At 72.6% G+C, this 8,413-nt stretch carries 1 pseudogene; it reads right to left on the bottom strand.

The window, feature by feature from the left end:
* Nucleotides 1-8,413: pseudogene (locus ACWDEW_RS48650) on the bottom strand (hypothetical protein); the annotation flags it as partial.

The raw sequence follows: 8,413 nt of genomic DNA, 5'->3' as shown, positions 1-8,413 counted from the left end.
GGCGACGAGACTGCCCGGCGTGATCGCCGCGTGCCGGGTCTCGGCGGCGCGCGTCCTGCCGTCCATCAGCCCGTGCCCGGCGAGCGGGGAGATGCCGTCGCGGGCGGCCGGGGCGGGGGCGGTACCCGTGGTCGCCGGGGCCGTACCGGTGGTCGCGGGGGCGGTGACCGGGAGGATCGGGCCCGTGCCCGTGCCCGTGGCGGCGGGGGGCGTCGGCTGGGCCAGGTTGCGGATCTCCGCGGCGGCGCGCTGGAAGGCCGACTCGACGGCAGCCGAACCGCGCACGGTGTCGATCAGCGCGTCGTCCGGTATCCGCACCAGCTCCGGACGCGGGGTACCGGTGGCATCGGTCCCGTCGAGTCGGGCCCTGTCGACCGCGTTGGGCCGACGCGGCGCCCCGTCGGTACGCGCGGGCGGCGCGGGGGTCGTCGCGGGTGCGTGGGTACGGCCGTTCGGCACCGCAAGGCGCAGCGATCCGGTGACCGTCGGCGCGACGGGCGGCGCAGAAGCAACGGGCGGCACACCGACGGCAGTTGGAACCGGGGCGACGACCGGGGCTGCCGGGGCGAGAGCCTGGTTCACGTTCTGCCCGAACCGCACGCTCGGCTGGTCCCCGTCGTCCGCGTACAGGTCCAGGGCCAACCGCACCGGCACGTCGAACGCGTGACTGTCCTGACCGGTGCCGATGTAGAACTGGTCGTGCGAGGTCGCGCCGCCCACGGTGTCGCCGTGCGTGACCTGGTGGCCGTACTGATAGTCGGCCCCGAACCCGATGGACCCCCAACTGCCCAACGGCCCACTGACACTGGCCATCGGCCCGAGGGCGCCGCCGTACGACTCGCCCCGCTGCTCGGCGTCGCTGCCCGCCATCTGCGCCAGACCCATGACCTGGATGCCGGGCAGGACCAGGTGATGGGTGCTGGCCTGCCCGGTGTCGCGGTCGGCGGTGAGCAGCAGCCGGACCCGACGGACGCCTGTGTCGCTGCTGTTGGGCACCTCGAAGTGCAGGGAGTGTCCGCCGTCGACCATGGCGTCGGTGGCGGCCCGCAGCCCGGTACGGGAGCGGGCCTCGCGCAGTCGGCGCAGGTTGTTGAGCTGGGCGTGCAACCGGATCTGGTGCTCGGGCTCGTGGTTGCGCAGGGCCTGCTTCAGCCGCGCGCCAACTCCGGTGGGGGCCGGGGCCGTTGGACTGGGCGGCAGGAAGCCCTCCCGCCGCAGCCACGCCTCGGCCTCGTCGAACAGACCGTCCGTGCCGGTGACGTCGAGCGGGGCCGCGCTCAGCCCGATACCGTCCAACCGCTCCAGCGAGTCGGGGAGTTCACGCGTCTCGGCGGCGGTCGGCGGGTGTCCCGTGGCGTCCGCCTTGCTCAGGACCCGTAGGTCCATGCCGTGGGCCCGAGTAAGCGCCGGAGCTCGCGTCTCCGTGCCGTCCGGCCGGATCAGGGTGACCTGGTAGGTGACGCCGGATGGGGTGAGCAGATGGCCGCGGTTGGTGCGGATGGCGTGCATCGTGCCCGCGGAACTGCTCGCGCTGTACGTGTTGGTGACGGTCGCCTGGGTCTGCCCGCGCAGGCCGAGGCTGCCACCGATGGTGCCGGAGGCGTCCGGGTGTCCCTGGCTGTGGTCGCCGGTGAGGGCGGCGGCACCACTCCCGCTGATCCCGATGCCGCTGGTGTACTTCGACGAGAGGTCGACCTTCGCGGTGTTGACCACATGGCTTTCGAGGTTGATCTGGCCGGGGGTGCTCTGCCGCAGCGGGGTGCCCACGGCGGGCGTGGTGACCAGGTGCAGCATGCCGACCGCGTTGCCGTCGGCATCGGTGATCACCGGCGAGTAGAGCCCGCCGTCCACCTGCATGGGCAATGTGCCGCGCAGCACCTGCTCGGAGAGGAAGTCCGAGACCTGCCCGGCGGCCGTGTCGTCGAGATCGGCGTGGTACGTCCGGTGGACATGCTCGTACAGCGCCCGGGGGTCGATCACGGAGTCGACGCCGTAGAGCGGAAGATCGGCCACCGCGGCGGGCGCGGGCAGCGAACCCGGCGCCGGATCGGCGGTGGTGAGGTGCCGCGGGAACCAGATCGTGGTCGGGCCGTGGGACTCCGCCGTACCCCACCCGTCCGGTGCCGGGGCGGTCGTGGTGGTGGGCGCGGTGACGGCGGGCGCGTCGACACGCACCCGCCACCGGGTGCTGAACTCCACCGGATCGGACGGCTCGTTGGAGCGCTGGGACGACGTGGTCTGCACGGCCTGGGTGACGGTCGTCGCGTCGCCGGCCTGGTTGTGCGTGACGGCGGCCGTCAGCGATCCGTCTATCGCCCGTACGGCGGTCGGTGCCGTGATCGGCCAGGAGCCGGTCCACGGCACCTGGAACGTCCGGTACGTCCCCGACGGCTGGCTGGAGAAGTTCTCCCGCGTACCGAACCCACGCCGCTCGACATGCTTGTCCGGATCACGCGGATCGAAACGCCCCTGCCGCAACGAGGCCCGCGCGTCGGAAAGCGTCAGCTGCACGTCGACCGTGCGATCACGGCCGCCGACCCGGACGGTGATGCGGTGACCGCCGTTCGAGCGCAGATACGGCAGCTGCAGCGCGAGGTTCTCCCGGCTCAACGCGTCCCGCACCTGCTCGCGCACCGACTCGGGCGGATTGTCGGCATCGAGTCCGAGCGCCTCGTAGACCTGACCGTGCAGCCCCTCGACCACCTCGTCGGAGAACGGCTCCGCATACACGAGTCCGACCGTGCCGTCCGGGAGCGCGCCGTAGGAGTTCACGTAACTCGACGGGAGCTGGCTCTGCGCGGGCGGCTGTGCGGTCGGCGCCTGGGAGGTGGGCCAGGTGAGGGAGGAGTCCGTGGAGATCGGGGTGGTGTCGGGGTCGCGGACCGGCGTCGTCTCGTCCTGGCCTGCGTGGTCGTGGAGTCGGGGGCCGGCCGCGGTGACGTTCTCGATGGTGCGGAGGTAGCGGTGCGGGATGTGGACGGGGGTCTGGGTGGTGGCCATGACGCCGGTGGTGCGGACGGCCGTGCTGTTCGGGTGGTTGCGCAACAGGAAGTCGTTGTCACGCTGTTCGTCCGGCAGGCCGAGGTAGTGCAGGACCTCGTGGAGGAGATCCTCGTCGGAATGGTTGGCGTCGAGGTGGAGTTGGTCGGCCCGGTCCGGGTTCGCGGTGTTGGTGAGGGTGATCGCCTCGGGGTGCGCGGGATCGGAGATCAGGTTGAGGTTGATGTGGAGCTGGTCGCCTGAACCGGGCAGCGCCAGGCCCGAGTTGAGATGCGTGTCGAGAAGACGGGTGATGCGCTCGTTGAGCTGCTGGGTGAGGTTCGGACTGGTCGTGGTGACCGGAAGGTTGAGCGTGTAGTCGCGTACCCACTGCCCGTTGGGCGCCTGGATACGACGGACCTGTGTCCGGACGAGAGTCGTCGCACCACTGAGAGCCCCGGGGCGGGGCGAGTTGGACTGGTCCGCATGCGGATCGAACCGCTCGGTGGAGTGAACAGCCGGGCGCGCGTGAGGACGCAGGCCGTGCCAGCTGTCCTTCGGAGCGGGGTCGGCGACACGGGACGCGGGACGGTCCTCGTCGGCGTCGCGGGTCGGCGCGGGACGGTAACGACCCTTCGGCAGAACACTGTTGGCGTCCTCGGGACCCCGGGGCGCTTTGGACGTGGTGATGTTCGCCGGGGCGGTGCCGGTGTTCGCGTCGCTGGCGCTGTAGTGGTTCAGGCCCGTGTAGTGGACCTCCAGCGCGGGGGTGTTGCTGGTCGTCGGCCCGTAGCGCAGCACGATGCCTCGGGGACCGGTGGGCGTGTTGGTCACCGGCTGGAAGACGTGGATCGGGGCGTCGAGGGTGTCGGCGAGCAGGGGCAGGAAGGTGTCGCCGATCGGGTTCGCCCACTGGTTCGACCAGTTGCGCACCGCGTTGTCGAGTTCGCGCGCCTCGTACGCGGTGAGGGCCGCGGTGCTCCGGTGGTAGCCGGCCGTCAGCAGCGAACGGCGCTCGTCCGCGGTCATGGTGGCGAGCGTCGGCAGGGCGTTCGCCGAACGGAGATAGGCGAACATCCGCCGGTTGCTCGGCGCGGCGCCGGCCGGCGCGGGCGGTGTGTTCGGCTGCGAGATGGCTTGTGCGTAACGGGTCTGGAGGTCGACCGGGTCCAGGTCCTCGGCGTGGGTCACGCCCTGGATGCCGTACCGGACCAGTTCGTTGTCGACGTCGCCGTCGGACGCGTTCTGCACCCGCCTCTCGAACCGGCCGGCGAGGACGCCCCGGAGCTGGCCGAGCACCTGCGGGGGCAGCGGTCGGCTGCCGTCGCGCGCCGCCGCCAGCCGGGCCAGGACCAGGTTCTGCAACCCTCGCTGCGCGGCCCGCAGATGGCCTGTTCCCCGGTTGGTGGTCTGCGGCTGCCCCGTGAGTGTCGTGAGGGTCTGCCATACGTCACCGGGCCGGGCGAGCCAGGCGGCGGTGCCGGGGGCGAAGGTCGGGTCGGCCTGCCGCAGGCGGGTGCGGACCAGGAGCGGTGCGCTGCCGATGACGGCGTACAGGAGGCAGTTGCCGTCACCGGGGGTCTCGACGGCGTTGCCCGCGGGGGCGACGTAGGGAGACAGCGGGCCGGCCGGGGTCGTGCCAAGCGGCGGAGGCGACTGTACGAGCGGGGACTTGGCCTTGCTCTTGCCGTTGCCCTTGTCGACGCCCGTGCTCTTGCCGGTGGCCGGCTTCTTGCTCTTGTCCGTCTTGGCGCTGCTCGTACCGGACTTGGGCGGTCCGCTCTTCTTCGGCTGCTGTTTCGCCGGCTTCGGCGTGGTCGTCGTGGTCGTCGGGTTCGTCCCCGTGGTTCCGGTGGTGGTCGCGGGCGCCGGGGTGTGGGTCTGGCCGCCGGCCGGGAGGGGCGCGGCGCGGCCGTCGGGGGCGGGCCAGCGGGGCGGGGTGGCCGCGAAGGTGGTGCGCAGGGACTGTTCCGGGGTCGGGGCGCTGTCCTGGACGTCGGCGGCCAGGCCCGGCAGCGCGGCGGTGGCGGCCATCTGGTCGGCCGCGGCCTGCAACTGTGCCGTGACGGCGGCGACGATCGCCGTGTCGTGGCGGGCGACTTCGGCCGCGGCCTCGGTCACCCGGTCCTGGGCGTCGGTCTCGTCCTGCGTGGCGGCTTGGAGGTCGTCGGCCGCGTCGACCGCGGCCCCCGCGTCGGCCCGCGCCTTCTCCACGGCCTTCTTGTGGTCCTGTTGCGCCGTGCGGATCTCATCCGGCCGGCCGGCGACGGTCGCCCGCGCCTCTGCCAGCGCCGGCCTGGCGGCGGTGAGCGCATCGGTGGCCTGCTGGATCGCGTTCTCGGCGGCGGTGATCGCCGGGAGGGCGGCCTGGACGCGGGGGTCGGCGGCGACATCGGGTGCGGCGGTGTGGGGGCGCGGGGCGCCGGACGTGACCGGGGCCGGGGCCGGTACGGGTGCGGGTGCCGTACCCGACTGCCCGTTCTTCGCGGCCTGTTCGGCGGCTGCGCGTGCGGCGGCGGCGCGTTCTTCGCGCACGGTGTTCTCGGCCCGCGTCAGCGCGGCCAGGGCCGTCACAAGGTCGTGCTGCCCCTCCCTCTCCTCCCGTTCGTGGTTCTCGATGACCTGCGGCAGTTTCCTGGTGGTCTGCTGGGCCGCCGCGAGCTCCTGCTTGAGCCGCTCGATCCGTGCCTCGGCCTCGCGCGCGGCCCGGGCGGAGCCGGCGGCCGTCTTCGTCGCCTGCTTGTGGGCGGTGGTCGCGTTCGTGACCGCGAGCCGCGCCTGCTGGTGGGTTTCCGCGACGGCCGTGTACGCCTGGTTGGCCTCCCGGCGGGCGACGGTGAGGAGGTTCAACTGGTGGGGGGTGTCGGTGAGCGTGTTGGTGGCGGTGTGCAGGAGTTCGGCCTGGGCGTCGAAGGCGTCCCATGCGGTGGTCAGGTCGGGGTCGGCGGTGACGAGCGCGCCCTCGGGCGTGAACTCCCAGCGGCGGATGCCCTGCGGGTCCCGGGTCATCAGCTCCAGCGGCCGGTTGCCGAGCACCGCCGCACGCGAGGCCCCGTAGAGCGCCTGGCCGAGGTGTTCGCCCTGCGGGTCGGCGCCGAGGGCCACCCAGAGCTGGATGCCGTGACTGCCCGGCGGTATCGCGGAGTTGAGGCGTTCGGGCAGTGTGTGCGGTTCTACGGTGGCCCAGTCGGGGACGAGCGCCGGCACGTCGTGGATGTTCGCCGGGGACTCGGCCGGGGTGAGCAGACCGTGTCCGAGCAGGTCACGCTCCTCTACACGGAGGGTGACCGTACCGGTGACGTGGCGGGTTCCCTCAGGTCCCTCCACGAGCAGATGGGCATCGGCGTCGACGACGTAACTCCGCGTCCCGCGCGCGCCGTTGGCGGGTGCGGCCGTGCTGCCGGACTTGAGCCAGTCGCGGCGGCTGCCGGTGGTGGTGCCGCCGAAGGTCGAGGGCTGGGTCTGCCGTTGGGCGACCGGGACGTTGATCCCGCCGATCTGGCGATTGTTGTCGGCCCCGCTCAGGGATTGCGTGTACGAGACCGCCAAGGAGTGGTCGGCGCCGGCCGCGGTGCTCACCGTGTCGGTGGTGTTGTGGAGCTGGTCGAGCGTGACGTCGTCGGCGTGGGTGGAACGGCGCGGGTTGTAGAGCGTCACCGCGATCGACGGGGCCTGGTCGGGTGCCCCTTCGAAGGGTTGGGTGCCGGGCATGGTGCCGGTGAGGTCGGCGACCAGCCGGGGACGGTCGAGGCTGACCCGCCCGGCCTGGATCAACTGGCCCAGCCGGACGGCCTGTCCCTCCACCGAGACGGACGTGATCTGTGCGTGCCAGCCTCCCAGGCGGCGCGGGGCGACGTTGTTCAGCGCCGTCTCCAGATGCGCCCAGCCGTCGAAGTGGAAAGCCGGGGTCGGTCCCACCGGGTGGAACATCTGCGCGTCGGTGAGATAGGGGCCGGACGGGCGCACGGTGTTGCGCGGGTCGGCGCCGGACTCGGCGGACGCGGCGGGCACCGTGGTCGTCGGTACGGGCGTGTTGGTCTCGGTGCCGGTGAACCGCAGCGCCAGAGCGACCGGGACGGTGCTGGTCCGCGAGTTGCCCCCCGCCAGCAGCCTGTCGATCCACTGGCGTACGTCACCGTCCGCGTCGGCCCACGCGATGACACCGTGCTGGATGAGACCGCCGATGACGTTGGGCGGCCAGTCGACGACCAGCGCGGAGCGGACCGACAGCTCGTAGTCGTACCGCAGGCCGTCGAAGTCGGCGCCGTTGTCCGTGCGCAGCCAGAACCGGTTGTCGGCCGTGGTCGCCCGCCGGACCGAGATGCTGCTGGCCGACTGCGGGGTGATCCCCGGCGTCGCGCGGTCCGTCGTCAAGGGATCGGCACCCTGGTCCGGACGGAGATAGCGGACCGCCGGCGTGACCGGGAGCTGTGTCTGCCGGACAGAGGCGCGGGTGGTGGTGCGGCCCGCGGCGGTGTGCGACTGCCACTGTTCGAGACCCGAGCCGGGCGTCGAGGTGCCTCGGATGCCGGCCAGGTTCTGGGCCCGCCGGGGCCTGGCCCGCAGCGTGACCTCGACCAACCGCTCACCGCCGTAACCGTGGTGGCGGAAGTGGAAGCGGGTGGTGGCCGGGTGCGGGGTGCCGTCCGGGCCGCGTCCGGGCAGGGAGCGCAGTCCGGCGGTGGAGGTGAGCTGGGCGATCCGGCTGTGCACACCTTGCTGGTAGCCGGAGTGCCCGGGGGTGAACACTCCGGGTGCCTCGGTCTCGACCAGGGTCATCAGCTCGCGCCCGACCTGGCCGCGCCGCTCCACCTCGTTCATCTGCGCCAGCGGGATCTGGCCGCCGGCAGCGGGTGCGGGGGCGGGGACGCGCGCGTACTCGGTGACCGAGAGCACGCCGCCGAGGCCCAGTTGCCGGTGGCTCACGTACGCCGCCGGCAGCGGAGCCCGGCCCTGGACGGGCGCCGGGGTGAGACCGGCCACCGAGCCCATCCACCGTGCGTCACGGTCGAGTTGGCCCTGGGTCATGAGGAACTGGAGCCCGTCGGGCACGTCCACCGCGAAGGTGACGGGGTCGATCGTGCCGACGCCACGGATCCCGTTGCCCAGCGTGCGGGAGCCCGCCCGGACCGTGACCACATAGGTGACGTCGGCGACGACCCGGTGCAGGTCGCCGCTCTCGGTGGGGGTGCGGTTGACGCCCGTGCCGGCGGAGAGCGTGTCGGAGGTGTCGGTGCGGGACACCCTGTTGAGCCGTAGCGCCGGGTTGAGCTGGTTCTTGTTCGGCTTGGCGGCGCTCTGGCCGGCGGCGGTCGAACTGTCCGACGCGGAACCGGTGTTGGTCTGCGGCGCCGGTGTGGTCGCGTTCTGGGTGGCCGACCCGCTGCCGCCGAACTGGTGCGACTTTCCGAGGGACTTGAGCTGCTGGGCGCTG

This window comes from Streptomyces sp. NPDC001100, assembly GCF_053598575.1.
This window is presented reverse-complemented; position numbering and strand designations above follow the sequence as displayed.